Here is a 303-nt window from a genome sequence, read left to right as displayed (position 1 = left end):
CTGGCCAATAGCGATATGGAACCTATACTATACCAGTTATGTGATGATAATATGGAATTTGATGGTGACCCAACCAATGACAGCGTGTCGTTTGATTTAGCCACACAAAACCCAGAAGTATTAGATGGGCAAGACCCAGCTAACTATATCGTAAGCTACTATTTAACACAAGCCGATGCAGATGCAGGCATTAACCCATTACCAATACCCTATACCAATGTCACCAACCCACAAATTATTTATGTACGAGTAGACAATAATACTATGGTAGATGATGGTACAGGAACAATGGTTGATAGCTCA

General features: G+C 39.9%; 1 protein-coding gene. It reads left to right on the top strand.

Annotated features, from left to right (window positions below; translation table 11 throughout):
• Nucleotides 1-15 precede the first annotated feature (15 nt).
• On the top strand, nucleotides 16-303 hold a 288-nt coding region (locus tag ACVC08_RS00330; RefSeq protein ID WP_452600525.1), incomplete at its 3' end, for a hypothetical protein.

This window comes from Pontimicrobium sp. MEBiC06410, from assembly GCF_053601615.1.
The sequence above is the reverse complement of the archived record's forward strand: the minus strand, read 5'-3'. Positions and strand labels throughout refer to the sequence as shown.